This is a genomic window from Bifidobacterium ruminantium DSM 6489, from assembly GCF_000770925.1.
In the GTDB taxonomy this organism is placed as follows: domain Bacteria; phylum Actinomycetota; class Actinomycetes; order Actinomycetales; family Bifidobacteriaceae; genus Bifidobacterium; species Bifidobacterium ruminantium.
Map to the genome: position 1 here is coordinate 14961 of NZ_JDTK01000006.1, position 15524 is coordinate 30484.

Below are 15524 nucleotides of genomic sequence, written 5' to 3' on the forward strand. Positions count from 1 at the left end.
GTTGCCTACTATTGAACAGCTCGTCCGTAAGGGACGCCAGGCAAAGCCGAAGAAGTCCAAGACTTTGGCACTGAAGGGAAGCCCGCTGCGTCGTGGCGTGTGCACCCGTGTTTACACCACCACCCCGAAGAAGCCGAACTCGGCACTGCGTAAGGTCGCCCGTGTGCGCCTGAGCTCCGGTGTCGAAGTCACCGCTTACATCCCGGGCGAAGGCCATAACCTGCAGGAGCACTCCATCGTGCTCGTTCGCGGCGGCCGTGTCAAGGATCTGCCGGGTGTTCGTTACCACATCGTTCGTGGCGCCCTCGATACCCAGGGTGTGAAGGATCGCAAGCAGGGCCGTTCCCTGTACGGAGCAAAGAAGGCGAAGTAAGAGATATGTCACGTAAAGGACCTTCCAAGAAGCATCAGCTGCTGCCGGATCCGATCTACGGTTCCACCGTTGTGGCACAGCTCATCAACAAGATTCTGCTTGACGGCAAGAAGTCGATCGCCGAGGACATCGTCTACAGCGCTCTCGATATGGTCAAGGAGAAGACCGACCAGGAGCCGGTCGCCGTTCTCAAGCGCGCTCTGGACAACATCCGTCCGTCCCTCGAGGTTCGCTCCCGCCGTGTCGGTGGCGCTACCTACCAGGTCCCGGTCGAGGTGAAGCCGGCTCGCGCCAATACCCTGTCCCTGCGCTGGCTCACCGATTTCTCCCGCGCCCGTCGCGAGAAGACCATGGCCGAGCGTCTGGCCAACGAAATCCTCGATGCCTCCAATGGCCTCGGCGCTTCTGTCAAGCGTCGCGAGGATACTCACAAGATGGCAGAGGCCAACAAGGCCTTCGCTCATTACCGCTGGTAATTAGTCAAGAACGAGAGTTAAGGAACACTCATGGCACTAGACGTGCTTACTAATCTGAACCAGATCCGTAACATCGGCATCATGGCTCACATCGATGCTGGTAAGACCACCACCACCGAACGTATCCTGTACTACACCGGCAAGAACTACAAGATCGGCGAGACCCACGATGGCGCCTCGACGATGGACTTCATGGCTCAGGAGCAGGAGCGCGGCATCACCATTCAGTCCGCCGCCACCACCTGCTTCTGGAATCGTCAGACCCACGACGTGAAGGACAAGTTCCAGATCAACATCATCGATACCCCTGGCCACGTGGACTTCACGGCCGAGGTGGAGCGCTCCCTGCGAGTGCTCGACGGTGCTGTCGCCGTGTTCGATGGCAAGGAAGGCGTGGAGCCGCAGTCCGAAACCGTGTGGCGTCAGGCTGACAAGTACGGCGTTCCGCGCATCTGCTTCATCAACAAGATGGATAAGCTCGGCGCCGACTTCTACTACTCCGTCGACACCATCAAGAAGAAGCTGGGCGCTACCCCGCTTGTTGTGCAGCTGCCTATCGGTGCTGAGAACGACTTCGCAGGCGTTGTCGACCTGATCCGCATGAAGGCCTACGTCTGGAACGACGTCAAGGACGATATGGGTGCCCACTACGACACCACCGACATCCCGGCCGACCTGCAGGACAAGGCTGAGCAGTATCGTTCCGAGCTGCTCGACCAGGTCGCCGAGTCCGACGAGGAGCTGCTCGAGAAGTACCTCGAGTCCGGCGAACTGACCGAGGACGAGATCCGCGCCGGCATCCGCAAGCTCACCATCAACCGTGAGGCCTACCCGGTGCTCTGCGGCTCCGCCTTCAAGGACAAGGGTGTGCAGCCGATGCTGGACGCCGTCGTCGACTACCTGCCGAGCCCGGAGGACGTTCCGTCCATCGTCGGCTTCGACCCGCAGGACGAGTCCATCGAGATCGACCGCAAGCCGACCACCGATGATCCGTTCTCCGCACTGGTCTTCAAGATCTCCACCCACCCGTTCTACGGCAAGCTCGTGTTCGTGCGCGTGTACTCCGGTTCCGTCAAGCCGGGCGACACCGTCCTCGACTCCACCAAGGAGAAGAAGGAACGCGTCGGCAAGATCTTCCAGATGCACGCCGACAAGGAGAACCCGGTGGATGCCGCCGAAGCAGGCAACATCTACACCTTCGTGGGTCTGAAGAACGTCACCACCGGTGATACCCTGTGCGACGAGAAGTCCCCGATCTCCCTCGAATCCATGACCTTCCCGGATCCTGTGATCGAGGTGGCCGTGGAGCCGAAGACCAAGGCCGACCAGGAGAAGATGAGCATCGCTCTGGCGAAGCTCTCCGACGAGGATCCGACCTTCCAGGTGAAGACCGACGAAGAGTCCGGCCAGACCCTGATCTCCGGCATGGGCGAGCTGCAGCTCGACATCATCGTCGATCGTATGCGTCGTGAATTCAAGGTGGAGTGCAACGTCGGTAACCCGCAGGTTGCATACCGCGAGACGATCCGCAAGGCCGTCATGAACCAGGAATACACGCACAAGAAGCAGACCGGTGGTTCCGGCCAGTTCGCAAAGGTCCTGATGAACTTCGAGCCGCTCGACACCGAGAACGGCGAGACTTACGAGTTCGTCAACGAGGTCACCGGCGGCCACATCACCAAGGAATTCATTCCTTCCATCGATGCTGGCGTGCAGGAAGCCATGGAATCCGGCATTCTCGCCGGCTTCCCGGTGGTTGGCGTCAAGGCTACCGTCACTGACGGCCAGGTCCACGACGTCGATTCCTCCGAAATGGCCTTCAAGATCGCAGGTTCCATGTGCTTCAAGGAAGCTGCCCCGAAGGCCAAGCCGGTCATCCTCGAGCCGATCATGGCCGTGGAAGTGCGTACTCCGGAAGAGTACATGGGCGATGTGATGGGCGACATCAACGCACGTCGTGGTTCCATCCAGTCCATGACCGACTCCACCGGTGTCAAGGTCATCGACGCCAAGGTCCCGCTGTCCGAGATGTTCGGCTACATCGGCGATCTTCGCTCCAAGACCCAGGGCCGCGCAATGTTCACCATGCAGATGGACTCCTACGCAGAGGTTCCGAAGAACGTCTCCGAGGAGATCATCAAGGCCCAGCGCGGCGAGTGACACGCGCTGCCACTGAAGTGGAAACTGTCTCCAGTCAGCGCTAGTATTTTGTAGCGCTGACTGGGTTCGGGCTCCAAAGTGGCACAAACCCGTCAAACCCAGTAAAATGTAGCGAGTGCCTTGAAATGAGTTCAAGGCTTACTACGAGACGTCCAGGAGGACAAACACATGGCAAAGGAAAAGTACGAGCGTACTAAGCCGCACGTTAACATTGGTACCATTGGCCACGTCGATCACGGCAAGACCACTCTGACCGCAGCTATCTCCAAGGTGCTGCACGAGGAGTACCCGGATGTCAACCCGGAGTATGACTTCAACCAGATCGATTCCGCTCCGGAAGAGGCTGCCCGCGGTATCACCATCAACATCGCCCACATCGAGTACCAGACCGAGAAGCGTCACTACGCTCACGTCGACTGCCCGGGCCACGCCGACTTCGTGAAGAACATGATCACCGGCGCTGCTCAGATGGATGGCGCTATCCTCGTTGTGGCCGCCACCGACGGCCCGATGGCTCAGACCCGCGAGCACGTGCTGCTCGCTCGTCAGGTTGGCGTTCCGAAGATTCTCGTCGCTCTGAACAAGTGCGATATGGTCGACGACGACGAGCTCATCGAGCTCGTTGAGGAAGAGGTCCGTGACCTCCTCGACGAAAACGGCTTCGATCGTGACTGCCCGGTCATCCACGTGTCCGCTTACGGCGCGCTGCACGATGACGCTCCGGATCACGAGAAGTGGGTTGAGCAGATCAAGAAGCTCATGGACGCCGTCGACGAGTACATCCCGACCCCGGTCCACGATCTGGACAAGCCGTTCCTGATGCCGATCGAAGATGTCTTCACCATCTCCGGCCGTGGCACCGTGGTGACCGGCCGTGTTGAGCGTGGTAAGCTCCCGGTCAACTCCAACGTCGAGATCGTCGGCATCCGCCCGACCCAGACCACCACCGTCACCTCCATCGAGACCTTCCACAAGCAGATGGACGAGTGCGAGGCTGGCGACAACACCGGCCTGCTGCTCCGCGGCATCAACCGTGACCAGGTCGAGCGTGGCCAGGTTCTGGCTGCTCCGGGCTCCGTGACCCCGCACACCAAGTTCGAGGGCGAAGTCTACGTGCTGACCAAGGACGAAGGCGGCCGTCATTCGCCGTTCTTCTCCAACTACCGTCCGCAGTTCTACTTCCGCACCACCGACGTCACCGGCGTCATCACCCTGCCGGAAGGCGTCGAGATGGTTCAGCCGGGCGATCACGCCACCTTCGGCGTTGAGCTGATTCAGCCGATCGCTATGGAAGAGGGCCTGACCTTCGCAGTGCGCGAAGGCGGCCACACCGTCGGCTCGGGCCGTGTCACCAAGATCATCGAGTAGTTTCTGCCCGATATCGGAAGACACGCTTTGAACTAGCGTGAATATGCCCTTGGAGGTTTATGCCTCCAAGGGCATATTTTGTTATCCGCCGATTCTTACACCCCTTGTTTTCTTGAATCTGGAATAAGGCAGAGGCTTTGATCACATGACCCTTTTGGAACGTTCCCCGCGTCAACCCGTCATTCACCCGCGACCGAATACGCGCTATCGGTAAAAACGATAACCATTCGTGCCGAATAACGGACGCAGCCGTCAGAGCTTCATATTGTTTCCGTAGTGTTCGAGAGTGAACGGAGCGGAAGACCTACGGTTGCTTCCACCCCCAATGTTTTGAGAATCCGGATAGCAAAGGAAGGGACATAATGGATTGGCGTACGGTCCATGACAAGGCAGTTGAGAACATGACCACGGCCGGTCTTCTGTATGAGGACGGCAACGCCGACATCGACAGCGGGACGAACGACGTCGATACTTTGGCATGGAGAAGGTACGGCATTCTGCCCCGAACGTTCCACAACGTGGGTGATATCGACACCTCCGTCACCGTGGGCGGTCTTCATATCGATACCCCGATTTTCGGTGCACCCACCGCCTACCATCGTCTTGCCAGCAAACAAGGCGAGATCAGCTCGCAGAACGGCATGCATCGTGCCGGATCGTTCATCGTCTACCCGACGAACGCTTCGGAACCGGTGGAGCATTTCGCCCAGGAAGCCCAGGGCGAATGGTGGCAGCAGGTCTATCTGTTCGACGATCGCAAGGTCTCCGCTGGTTTTATGGAACGATCCGTCGAAGCGGGGGCGAAGGCTCTGATGCTTACCTTGGATTGCCCCGGGTACCGTCGCGATTTCGGATTCCGCAATGGCATTGACGGCACATGGGAAGGTTCGAGCGGCAACTTCCCGAATATGCATATGACCGACTGGACCTTGAATTTGGCGACGTCGATTACGCCCAAGGACATCCAGTGGCTTAAGGATCTTTCCGGTCTGCCGGTCTACGTCAAGGGTGTCATGCGGCCCGAGGACGCCGTGACCGCCATGAACGCTGGCGCCGCGGGAGTCATGGTGTCGAACCATGGACGACGTCAGGTGGACGGTGTGGTTCCGGTCGCCTACGCTCTGCCTCGCATTAGAAAGGCTCTGGGACGCGATGCTGAGATCTTCGCCGATACCGGCATCCGCACCGGCGGCGATGTCTTCCGCGCTCTGGCGTTGGGCGCCAACGCGGTTGGTCTTGGCAGGCCGATCCAGTGGGCCGCGGCGGCCGGCGGCGAAGACGGCATCGTGGACATGATCGGCAAGATCACCGATGAGCTCGCCCATACCATGAATTCGGCTGGAGTGTCGCGCATCGCCGACATCGATGAATCGTTCCTTGTCGAAGGGCAGGGGCCCGCGGCCATCGCATCCTATGGAGTCGGGTTCTGAACCGTACTCGTCCGAGAACAGAATCAAGGACGAAACGTGCCGTGGACTTTTGAGCTTCCCGTATTCCATCGAAAACGGGGGACGTGGTCCACGGCACGTCGCATATGCGTGGTGGTCAACTCGTTATGGCATAATGAGCAAGGCTTTTTGTAAGCTTTCCCGTTAGATGAAGAAATAGGTGAGTTAATTTGGCACAGACTACCAACGACATCAAGAACGGTTCCGTCCTGAACCTTGACGGACAGCTGTGGACCGTCATCAAGTTCCAGCACGTGAAGCCGGGCAAGGGACCCGCCTTCGTGCGCACCACCATCAAGAACGTGCTTTCCGGCAAGATCGTCGACAAGACCTTCAATGCGGGCATGAAGGTGGATTTCGAGACCGTCGACAACCGCAACCTCCAGTACTCCTATGAGGACGGCGACAATTTCGTGTTCATGGATATGACCACCTACGATCAGATTTTCATTCCGAAGACCCTGGTCGGAGACCAGGCCAAGTTCCTGCTCGAAGGCACCGACTGCGTCGTCTCCTTCCATGACGGCACCCCGCTGTCCGTCGAGCTGCCGGCTTCCGTGGTTCTCACCGTCACCCACACCGAACCGGGCCTGCAGGGCAACCGTTCCAACGCCGGCACCAAGCCGGCTACCGTCGAGACCGGCGCCGAGATCCAGGTGCCGCTGTTCATCGGCGAAGGCGAGAAGGTCAAGGTGAACACCACCGACGGCTCCTACCTCGGCCGCGAGAACTGAGAGTAAGGACAGCGAAGTTTCATGGCACGTTCCACCGCTCGTAAGAGGGCTCTGAACACGTTGTATGAAGCGGATGAGAAGGGACAGGACATCCTGTCCCTTCTTGCTGAGCGCATCGAGCAGCCCGGCGCTCAGACACCGCTGCCTGAATACGCCATCGAAATCGTACGTGGCGTGGCGGAGCATATCGCCGCCATCGACGCCATGCTTGACGAGCATTCCACCGGTTGGAAGGTCAAGCGCATGGGCGTCGTGGATCGCAATATATTGCGCATCGCCACGTGGGAGATCATGTTCAATGACGATGTCCCCAACATGGTGGCCATCGATGAGGCTTTGGGCCTTGCCAAGACGCTGTGCGATGATGATTCGCCGGCGTTCATCCATGGTCTGCTCAGCGCTGTGAGCGCGGATGCACAGGCTTCTCCAGTGGATGGGCAACCGACCGAACCTTTGGCTGAATAAAGCTGGAAGTTAAGCGATTCGGCCGGGTCGCGAGTCCTAACCGGCCGCTATCCTTGGTACGAATACCTTGACTATAAGGGGGTTTTGGTGAACCAGTATGATTCCGAAGCCGTGATGTTTGACCCTCAGGATGCCGTTCTCGTTCTTGAAGACGGACAGGTGTATGTGGGTGAGCCATACGGTGCGATCGGCACGACCAGCGGGGAGATCGTTTTTGCGACCGGCATGACCGGTTATCAGGAAACGCTTACCGATCCCAGCTACGATCGGCAGATCGTGGTACAGACGTTCCCGCATATCGGGGACACGGGAATCAACGGGGAGGATCCGGAATCATCCAAGATCTGGGTTGCCGGTTATGTGGTGCGCGATCCCAGCCCGAACGTGAGTAATTGGCGCGCCACCGGCAGCCTTGACGATGACTTGGAATCCAACCACATCGTCGGCATCAGCCATATCGACACCCGTAAGCTGGTTCGTCATCTGCGTTCCGCGGGCGTCATGCGTGCCGCCATTTTCTCCGGCGACGCGTTGCTCGACGACAACGGCAAGCTGCGTTCTATTGAATCCATGCTCGACGAAGTCAAGGCCACTCCGCAGATGAAGGGTCTGAGCCTCTACGACGAGGTCAGCACCAAGGAAGCCTATACCATTGAGCCTTGCGGTGAATTCGAAGGCAAGGATCCATTGTTCACCGTCGCGGCGGTCGATCTGGGCATCAAGGCCATGACCCCGCACCGTATGGCGGAGCGTGGCTGCCGCGTGCACGTTGTTCCGTCCACCATCACTTTTGATGAGCTCAAGGCGCTCAATCCGGATGGCGTCTTCTTCTCCAACGGTCCGGGAGATCCGGAACAGGCCGATCCGGAGGTCAACCTGCTGCGTCAGGTTCTGGATGCTGGATACCCGTTCTTCGGCATCTGCTTCGGCAACCAGCTGCTGGGACGCGCGCTTGGCTTCGGCACCTACAAGCTCAAGTTCGGACATCGTGGCATCAACCAGCCGGTCAAGGACATGACCACCGGCAAAATCGAAATCACCGCCCACAACCATGGCTTCGCCGTGGACGCGCCCATCGGTGAAACCGTGGACGCTCCGTTCGAGAATGGCAAGTACGGCAAGGTGTTCGTCAGCCACGTCGATTTGAACGACAACGTGGTCGAAGGCCTGCAATGCGTTGATATCCCGGCCTTCTCCGTGCAGTATCATCCGGAGGCCGCGGCCGGCCCGCACGACGCCGCCTACCTGTTCGATCGCTTCGTCGATCTTATGCGTTCCACCAAGGAGGGAACCCGCAATGCCTAAGCGCACAGACATCAAGTCCGTGATGGTCATCGGCTCTGGCCCGATTGTGATCGGCCAGGCCGCGGAATTCGATTATTCGGGCACCCAGGCCTGTCGCGTGCTTCGCGAAGAGGGCATCCGGGTCATTCTGGTCAACTCCAACCCGGCCACCATCATGACCGACCCGGAAATGGCCGATGCCACCTATATCGAGCCGATCTCCACTCCGATCCTCGAGCAGATCATCGCCAAGGAGCGTCCTGACGCGCTGCTGCCGACCCTGGGCGGCCAGACCGCTTTGAACGCCGCCATGGCGCTGGGCGAGGCCGGTGTGCTCAAGAAGTACAACGTCGAGCTGATCGGCGCTTCCCTCGACGCCATCGATCGTGGCGAGGACCGTGAGCTCTTCAAGAAGGTCGTGGAGGAGGCCGGCGCTGAATCCGCACGTTCCGACATCGCGCACTCCCTTGAGGAAGTGGACAAGATCGCCGAGAAATTCGGCTATCCGCTGGTCGTCCGCCCGAGCTTCACCATGGGTGGACTCGGCTCCGGCATCGCGCATGACGAGGACGAGCTGCACCGCATCGCAGGCGCGGGAATCCATTATTCCCCGACCGACGAGGTCCTGATCGAGGAAGGCATCGAGGGCTGGAAGGAATATGAGCTCGAGCTGATGCGCGACAAGAAGGACAATGTCGTTGTCGTCTGCCCGATTGAGAACGTCGATCCGGTCGGCGTGCACACCGGCGATTCCATCACTGTGGCGCCTGTCTTCACCCTGACTGACCGCGAATACCAGAAGCTGCGTGACATCGGCATCGCCATCATCCGCGGCGTGGGTGTCGATACCGGTGGCTGCAACATCCAGTTCGCCGTCAATCCGGACACCGGACGCATCATCGTCATCGAAATGAACCCGCGTGTCTCCCGTTCCTCCGCCCTGGCATCCAAGGCCACGGGCTTCCCGATCGCCAAAATCGCCACGAAACTGGCTCTTGGCTATACGCTGGACGAAATCCAGAACGACATCACGCAATCCACTCCGGCCAGCTTCGAGCCGACCATCGACTATGTGGTTACCAAGGTGCCGCGTTTCGCGTTCGAGAAGTTCCCGGGAGCCGATCCGACCCTGACCACTTCCATGAAGTCCGTCGGCGAGGCCATGGCTCTCGCGGGCAACTTCCAGGAGTCGCTTGGTAAGGCTATGCGCTCCATCGACAAGCGTCACATGGGATTCAACTGGGATGGCGACAAGCCTTCCCAGGAAGAAGTCGACCAGCTGCTCGACGCCATCAAGGTGCCGACCGAGCACCGTTATCTGCAGATTCAGCGTGCCCTGTGGGGAGGCGCCACCGAAGAGCAGATCTTCGCGGCCACCAAGATCGACCCGTGGTTCATCCGTCAGTTCGAGCTCATCAACGAGACCGCGTTGGAGGTCAAGAACGCGGAGAAGCTCTCCAGAAAGCTGCTCAAGAAGGCGAAGCTCGCCGGTCTGTCCGACCTGCAGATCGCGCATCTGCGCCGTCTGGGAGACGAAGGCGAGAACACCATCCGCGAGCTGCGCTGGTCGTACGATCTTCGTCCGGTGTACAAGACCGTCGATACCTGCGCCGCCGAATTCGATGCGGCTACGCCGTACTACTACTCCTGCTATGCGGATGAGACCGAGCTGCGTCCACGCGACCGCGAGGCCGTGATCATCCTCGGCTCCGGTCCGAACCGCATCGGCCAGGGCATCGAGTTCGATTACACCTGCGTGCATGCCGTGCAAGAGCTTGGCAAGGACTATGACACGATCATGGTCAACTGCAATCCGGAAACCGTGTCGACCGATTACGATATGTCCGACCGCCTGTATTTCGAACCGCTCACCTTCGAGGACGTGCTCGAGATCTACGAGGCCGAAAAGAAGATGGGGCCGATCAAGGGCGTCATCGTCCAGCTCGGCGGACAGACCCCGCTGTCCCTGGCCGCCCGACTGAAGGCCGCGGGAGTGCCGATTCTCGGTACCACTCCGGAATCCATCGATCTTGCCGAAAACCGTGAGCTCTTCGGCGAGGTGCTGAAGAAGGCCGATATGAACGCGCCGCGTTACGGCACCGCGTTGAGCCTGGACGAGGCTCGCGAGGCCGCCCACGCCATCGGATACCCGGTGCTGGTGCGTCCGAGCTACGTGCTTGGCGGACGTGGCATGGAAATCGTCTATGACGATGCCCAACTGCGCAAGTACGTCGACCGCGCGTTGAAGGAAGCCCAGGCCGACACCGTCGTCTCCGGTCGTCTGCCTTCCCCGCTGCTTATCGACAAGTTCCTGCAGGACGCCGTGGAAATCGACGTCGACGCCTTGTTCGACGGCAAGGAACTGTATATCGGCGGCATCATGGAGCATGTCGAGGAGGCCGGCGTGCATTCCGGCGACGCCGCATGCACCCTGCCTCCGAGCACGCTGTCCGATGACCAGATCCGCCGTCTGCGCGAGGGCACCTACGCCATCGCCAAGGGCTGCGGCGTCCAGGGACTGATCAACGTGCAGTACGCCTTCATGGCCAACACGCTGTACGTCATCGAAGCCAATCCGCGTGCCTCCCGTACCGTGCCGTTCGCGTCCAAGGCCACCGGTGTGGCGTTGGCCAAGGCCGCCGCGCGCATCATGGTCGGCGAGACCATCCAGCAGCAGCGTGACAACGGCCTGCTCCTGCCTCACGGCGATGGTGACGACATCCACCGTGGCCAGCAGGTGGCCGTCAAGGAATCCGTGCTGCCGTTCAAGCGTTTCCGCACGCCGCTCGGCAAGACCGTCGATGTGTTGCTCGGACCGGAGATGCGTTCCACCGGCGAGGTCATGGGCTTCGACCGCGACTTCCCGCACGCGTTCGCCAAGAGCCAGCTCGCAGCCTATGAAGGTGGTCTGCCGACCAGCGGCAACGTGTTCATCTCCGTGAACGACACTGACAAGCGTCAGCTGCCGTTGTTCGCGGCAAGGCTCGTCGAGCTTGGCTTCAAGATCTGGGCCACCGAGGGCACCGCCTCCGTGCTGCGCCGCTACGGCATCGATTCCAAGATCGTCGACAAGATCAGCGTCCGTATGGATTCCGATCCGGAGGAGCCGATCACCACGTACCATGCGGCGGGCAGCGTCGGCAAGAACGTCGTCCAGCTGATCGAGGAGGGCAAGATCGATCTGATCCTCAACACGCCCAATTCCCGCGGCTCGCGCTCCGACGGATATGCCATCCGCTCCGCGGCTATTGCGGCAGATTTGCCGCAATTCACCACAATGACGGAATTCTCCGCCGTGCTGATGGCTATCGAGGCTGTACGCAATAATGATTACCAGATCATGAGCATTCAGGATCATTCCAAGCAGCTATTCGATTTGGAAAGCCGTGAGTAGTGATGAGTAGCCCCAGCAGCAAGGAAGTGAGCGCCCAACGCTCGGATTTCGGTCTGAGATTGAGCAATTCGATGGCGAAGTACGGCCCACTATGCGTGGGCATCGATCCCCATCGAAAACTTCTCACTGATTGGGGCTACAACGTCGACGCATTGGGCGCCGAACTGTATGCCATGCGTATGCTTCAGGCGGCCAATGGCCGTGCCGCTGCCGTTAAATTCCAATCGTCCATGTTCGAGCGTTACGGTTCCAAAGGTTTCGCTGCGCTCGAACGTGTGCTGTACGCGGCACGGCAGATGGGCGTCATCACGATTGTGGATTGCCTCCATGGCGGGCTCCCCACCACGATTTCCGCGATCGCGGACGCGTATTTCAAGCCTGGCTCGCCTTTGCTGGCGGATGCCATCACGTTGCTGCCGTACTACGGCGCGCGATCGCTGGGAGGCGTCATCAACGACGCGCTCAACAACGGCAGAGGCGTGTTCGTGGCGTCGCTGACGTCCAATCAGGAGGGCGCCAGTTTGCAGACCGCCATCCGTCAGGCTGGTGAATACAAAGGCAAGACCGTGGCGTACGGCATCGCCGGTACCGCTCAGAAATTCAACAAAGGCATCGACGGCATGGGGTCGGTAGGACTCATCATCGGTGCCACCATCGGTCAGTGGATCAATGATTCGGGTGTCGATCCGGCCAGATTCACTGGTCCGATTCTTTCTCCCGGCTATGGATGGCAGGGGGCGGAGATGGACGATCTGAAGACCGTATTCAAGGGGACCAAAGGCAATGTGTTGGTCACCGTTTCACGTTCCATCGCCACGCATGGTCCGGACATCGCCAAACTGACCGAAGCGACCGCGTCGGTGGCAAGGGATATCCGCCAGGCGCTGACGGAAGCCCAGAACGAAAGTTCCGATGAAGAGCCCGGCGTCGGCAACGAATAGTTTTTGATGCATGATATTGCGAAAAGGGGATGTGGAATGACTGATGCGCGACATGGACGTCTGATCGTGCTTTGCGGACCCGCCGGCGTGGGCAAGGGCACGGTTTTGGGACGTGTGCGGGAGCGACATCCCGAAATCTGGCTGTCGGTGTCGGCTACGACGCGCAAGCCTCGTCCAGGCGAGGTGGATGGCGTGAACTATTTCTTCATGAGCGAACGGGAGTTTCTGGACAAAGAGGCGGCGGGGGAGTTCCTCGAAACCGCCGACGTGTTCGGTCTCGCCCACTATGGAACACCCGTGAAACCAGTCGTGGAACATTTGGAACGCAATATTCCCGTGGTGCTGGAAATCGACCTGCAGGGTGCGCGGAGCGTCAAACGCCGTGCGAAGGAGCTTGGCCTTGAGGTGCTTACGGTGTTCATCGAACCGCCGTCCTTCGAGGAATTGAAGCGTCGTTTGATCGGACGCGGCACGGAAACTCCACAGCAGCAGGCCAAAAGGCTTGAAACCGCCAAAACCGAGCTAGCGGCGGCGCCTGAATTCGACAGGCGCATCGTCAACAATGTGGTCGATGAGGCGGCTGACGAATTATGGAAGATCATTGCCGAGGAATTCGATCTCTGACTTGCGTTGACGGCTATGCCGGGATATTAAAGGCCGTGTCCGCGTGCGAACGCGCGGACACGGCCTTTCCTTTGGAATCATCTTCGCATGTATTTGATTCATGCATCTGCGACCAGGCACATCCGGTGGCATGATGTGGAATGGTGTCTGACGTAGAAAACAAGAGGACGGCCTCCACGAATGCTCTGTGGAGGCCGTCCTCTTGTTTCCTCACGCTATGCGTGGGATACCGGTCAGGCGAGACCGGAGAGCCTGTCGATCAGCTCCGGGTCGCGGGTGGCGCCCTTGTCGGCGGAACGTGCGAAGGCGGCGTAGGCCTTCAGTGCCTGGGACACCTTGCGGTCGCGGTGGGCCACGTAGCCGTCGCCTGCCTCGAGCTCGGCGCGGCGCTGAGCCAGTTCCTCATCGGAAAGCTCGACGTTCACGGTACGGTTCGGGATGTCGATGTTGATGATGTCGCCGTTCTTGATGAGCGCGATCGGGCCCTTGTTCGCGGCCTCAGGCGCGATATGGCCGATGGCCAGACCGGAGGAACCGCCGGAGTAGCGGCCGTCGGTGAGCATGGCCACCTGCTTGCCGATGCCCTTGCCCTTGACGAAGGAGGTCGGGTACAGCATCTCCTGCATGCCCGGTCCGCCCTTCGGACCCTCGTAGCGGATCACCAGCGCCATGCCAGGCTTCAGCGTGTCGTTGAGGATGACCTCGATGGCCTGCTCCTGGGACTCGACGACCAGCGCCGGGCCACGGAACGTCCAGATTTCCTTCGGCACGCCGGCGGTCTTCACCACGCAGCCGTCAGGCGCGAGGTTGCCGCGCAGCACGGCCAGGCCGCCCTCGGTGACTGCCGGATGGTCGATGTCGTGGATGGCGCCGTTCACACGGTCGCGGTCGAGCGAATCGAACAGGGTGGTGTGCGTCCACGGTTCGGGGGAGACGATGTGGCCCGGGGCTGCCAGGTACATCTGCTTGGCCTGCTCGGTGCAGGTGTCGCGCATGATGTCCCAATCGTTGAGCTTGTCTTCCAGGGACTTGTAGTCGATGGAGTGCACGTCGCGGTGCAGCTTGCCCGCACGGTCGAGCTCGCCAAGGATGCCTGTGATGCCGCCTGCGCGGTGTACGTCGGAGATCTCCCATTCGCCGGACGGCGAGGCCTTGCAGATGCACGGCACGGTGTGGGAGATGCGTTCGATGTCGTCCAGCGTGAAGTCCACGTCGGCGGACTGCGCCATGGCGAGGATGTGCAGCACGGTGTTGGTGGAGCCGCCCATGGCCACATCCATGGTCATGGCGTTCTCGAAGGCCTTCTTGGTGGCGATGGAGCGCGGCAGCACGGAGTCGTCGTCATCGTCGTAGTACTGCTTGGCGATCTTGACGACCTGCTGGGCGGCGCGCTTGAACAGGTCCTTGCGATAGGAGTGGGAGGCCAGGATGGTGCCGTTGCCCGGCAGGGCCAGACCGATGGCCTCGGTCAGGCAGTTCATCGAGTTGGCGGTGAACATGCCGGCGCAGGAACCGCAGGTCGGGCAGACGGTCTTCTCATAGGCGAGCAGATCCTCTTCATCCAGGTTGTCGTCGGCGGAGGCGTACATCACATCGATCAGATCGGTGTTCTTCTTCACGGTGCCGTCGGGCAGCACGGTGGTGCCGGCCTCCATCGGGCCGCCGGAGACGAACACGGTCGGGATGTTGAGGCGCAGCGCGGCCATGAGCATGCCCGGCACGACCTTGTCGCAGTTCGGGATGCAGATCAGGGCGTCGGCGCAGTGCGCGTTCACCTGGTATTCCACGGTATCGGCGATGATGTCGCGGCTCGGCAGCGAGTACAGCATACCGGTGTGGCCCATGGCGATGCCGTCGTCCACGGCCATCGTGTTGAACTCGCGGGGGATGCCGCCAGCTTCCTTGATGGCTTCGGAGATAAGGCGTCCGACTTTGTTCAGATGCACATGGCCCGGCAGGAACTCGTCGAAGGAGTTGGCGATGGCGATGATCGGCTTGCCGAAGTCCTTGCCATCCACGCCGGCGGCGCGGTAGAGGGCGCGAGCGCCCGCGAATACACGTCCATTCATTAGTTTTGCAGATCGCATTTCCATGTCTTCTATTGTGCTGGTTCAACGGGACACGCGATTTGTCAAGAGTCACTATGTGGAATTATCGCGTATACCGTTTCCGAGGGGACACTGGGACGTCCGATGTGGGCACGCACGGAGGTTTCATGGACGGGCGCCGATCCGGTCCAGTGGGCTCCTTATACTTA

General features: G+C 60.1%; 12 protein-coding genes. 11 read left to right on the plus strand and 1 reads right to left on the minus strand.

The genetic code is table 11. The features are described from left to right. The first annotated feature begins 1 nt into the window (after window position 1). The 11 genes from rpsL to gmk all read left to right on the plus strand — a co-directional run bounded on the left by rpsL (window position 2) and on the right by gmk (window position 13267). Window positions 2-373, plus strand: coding sequence for a 30S ribosomal protein S12 (gene rpsL / locus OU26_RS04015; protein WP_003808601.1), 372 nt, complete (start codon window positions 2-4; stop codon window positions 371-373). A gap of 5 nt (window positions 374-378) precedes the next feature. Beyond that, window positions 379-849, plus strand: a complete 471-nt coding sequence (rpsG, locus tag OU26_RS04020; protein WP_003836460.1) for a 30S ribosomal protein S7 — start codon at window positions 379-381, stop codon at window positions 847-849. A gap of 30 nt (window positions 850-879) precedes the next feature. Beyond that, window positions 880-3009 (plus strand): elongation factor G, encoded by a 2130-nt coding sequence (fusA, locus tag OU26_RS04025; RefSeq protein ID WP_026646373.1) that lies wholly within the window; start codon window positions 880-882, stop codon window positions 3007-3009. A gap of 168 nt (window positions 3010-3177) precedes the next feature. Next, complete coding sequence (tuf, locus tag OU26_RS04030; protein WP_026646374.1) at window positions 3178-4377, plus strand: elongation factor Tu; 1200 nt, start codon at window positions 3178-3180, stop codon at window positions 4375-4377. A gap of 362 nt (window positions 4378-4739) precedes the next feature. Further along, the gene (locus OU26_RS04035; RefSeq protein ID WP_051592923.1) at window positions 4740-5807 is read left to right on the plus strand and encodes an alpha-hydroxy acid oxidase; all 1068 of its coding nucleotides are present in this window, start codon (window positions 4740-4742) and stop codon (window positions 5805-5807) included. A gap of 188 nt (window positions 5808-5995) precedes the next feature. Beyond that, window positions 5996-6559, plus strand: a complete 564-nt coding sequence (gene efp, locus OU26_RS04040; RefSeq protein WP_026646375.1) for an elongation factor P — start codon at window positions 5996-5998, stop codon at window positions 6557-6559. Window positions 6560-6580: 21 nt separating this feature from the next. Next, on the plus strand, window positions 6581-7024 hold the full coding sequence (gene nusB / locus OU26_RS04045) for a transcription antitermination factor NusB (protein ID WP_026646376.1): 444 nt from the start codon (window positions 6581-6583) through the stop codon (window positions 7022-7024). Between the two features lie 114 nt (window positions 7025-7138). After that, window positions 7139-8329, plus strand: a complete 1191-nt coding sequence (carA, locus tag OU26_RS04050) for a glutamine-hydrolyzing carbamoyl-phosphate synthase small subunit (RefSeq protein WP_033498905.1) — start codon at window positions 7139-7141, stop codon at window positions 8327-8329. After that, complete coding sequence (gene carB, locus OU26_RS04055) at window positions 8322-11702, plus strand: carbamoyl-phosphate synthase large subunit (protein ID WP_026646378.1); 3381 nt, start codon at window positions 8322-8324, stop codon at window positions 11700-11702. The genes carA and carB overlap by 8 nt, the downstream gene beginning before the upstream one ends. A 2-nt stretch (window positions 11703-11704) precedes the next feature. After that, complete coding sequence (gene pyrF / locus OU26_RS04060; RefSeq protein ID WP_026646379.1) at window positions 11705-12643, plus strand: orotidine-5'-phosphate decarboxylase; 939 nt, start codon at window positions 11705-11707, stop codon at window positions 12641-12643. Between the two features lie 36 nt (window positions 12644-12679). Continuing rightward, entirely contained in the window at window positions 12680-13267 is a 588-nt protein-coding gene (gene gmk / locus OU26_RS04065; RefSeq protein ID WP_026646380.1) for a guanylate kinase, read from the plus strand. 233 nt (window positions 13268-13500) lie between these two features. Here the strand turns inward: gmk and ilvD are convergent, their stop codons facing one another. Continuing rightward, window positions 13501-15360 carry a dihydroxy-acid dehydratase gene (gene ilvD, locus OU26_RS04070; RefSeq protein WP_026646381.1) on the minus strand — a complete coding sequence of 620 codons (1860 nt, stop codon included), beginning with the start codon at window positions 15358-15360 and terminating at the stop codon, window positions 13501-13503. Window positions 15361-15524 lie beyond the last annotated feature (164 nt).